Annotated in this window: 1 protein-coding gene; it reads left to right on the top strand. The window is 68.0% G+C overall.

Annotation, left to right across the window (positions count from 1 at the left end; genetic code table 11):
* On the top strand, positions 1–1,446 hold a 1,446-nt coding region (locus tag RJ1_RS44875; RefSeq protein WP_073371163.1), incomplete at its 5' end, for a malate synthase G.
* Between the last annotated feature and the right edge of the window lie 20 nt (positions 1,447–1,466).

Raw genomic sequence — 1,466 nt, 5'->3', positions numbered from 1 at the left:
ACCTCCCCGATCGGCTCCACGGATGCGGCCGGGGTCAAGGATGTGGTGCTCGAGTCCGCGGTCACCACCATCATGGACTTCGAGGACTCGGTCGCCGCCGTCGACGCCGACGACAAGGTGGTCGGCTACCGCAACTGGCTGGGCCTGAACCGCGGGGATCTGGTCGAGGAGATCAGCAAGGGCGGCAAAAGTTTCACCCGCCGCCTCAACCCGGACCGGGTGTACACCGCCCCGGACGGGTCCGAGCTGACGTTGCACGGGCGGTCGTTGCTGTTCGTCCGCAACGTCGGGCACCTGATGACCACCCCGGCGATCCTGCACGCCGACGGCTCCGAGGTCCCCGAGGGCATCCTCGACGCCCTGCTCACCTCCCTGTGCGCGGTCCACGGCCTGTCCCGCTCCGAGCAGACCGGGCCTTTGGACAACTCCCGCACCGGGTCGGTCTACATCGTCAAACCCAAGCAGCACGGCCCCGACGAGGTCGCGTTCACCACCGAACTGTTCGGCCGCGTCGAGCAGGTGTTGGGGCTGCCGGGCAACACTCTCAAGGTCGGGATCATGGACGAGGAACGCCGCACCACGGTCAACCTCGCCGCCTGCATCCACGAGGCCAGTGAGCGGGTGGTGTTCATCAACACCGGGTTCCTCGACCGCACCGGCGACGAGATCCACACCTCGATGGAGGCCGGGCCGATGATCCGCAAGGCCGAGATGAAGAAGCAGACCTGGATCACCGCGTACGAGGACTGGAACGTCGACACCGGTCTGGCCTGCGGGCTGCAGGGCAAAGCGCAGATCGGTAAGGGCATGTGGGCGATGACCGAGCTGATGGGCGAGATGCTCGAGCAGAAGATCGGGCACCCCAAGGCCGGTGCGAACACCGCGTGGGTGCCGTCCCCGACCGGGGCCACCCTGCACGCCACCCACTACCACCAGGTCGACGTGTTCGCCGTCCAGGACCGGCTGAAGGGCACCCGGCGGGCCACCCTCGACGAGATCCTCACCATCCCCCTCGCCCCGCACACCGACTGGTCCGAGGCGGAGAAGCAGGAAGAGCTCGACAACAACTGCCAGTCCATCCTCGGCTATGTGGTGCGGTGGATCGACGCCGGTGTCGGCTGCTCCAAGGTCCCCGACATCCACGACGTCGCCCTGATGGAAGACCGCGCCACCCTCCGCATCTCGTCGCAGCTGCTGGCGAACTGGATCCGGCACGGGGTGGTCACCGCCGGGCAGGTGGTGGCGTCGCTGCAGCGGATGGCGCCGGTCGTGGACCGGCAGAACGAGGCCGACCCGACCTACCGGCCGCTGGCCCCGGACTTCGACACCAACATCGCGTTCCAGGCCGCGAGGGAACTGATCCTCGACGGCACCAGGCAGCCGTCGGGCTACACCGAACCGATCCTGCACCGCCGCCGCCGCGAATACAAAGCAGCCAACGCCTGACCGGGTGACCCCCCACGTGA

Origin of the sequence: Rhodococcus jostii NBRC 16295 (assembly GCF_001894825.1) — a bacterium.
GTDB classification, from domain to species: Bacteria; Actinomycetota; Actinomycetes; order Mycobacteriales; family Mycobacteriaceae; genus Rhodococcus_F; species Rhodococcus_F jostii.
Note: the sequence above shows the minus strand (reverse complement) of the source record. Positions and strands in the feature narration are given on the sequence as shown.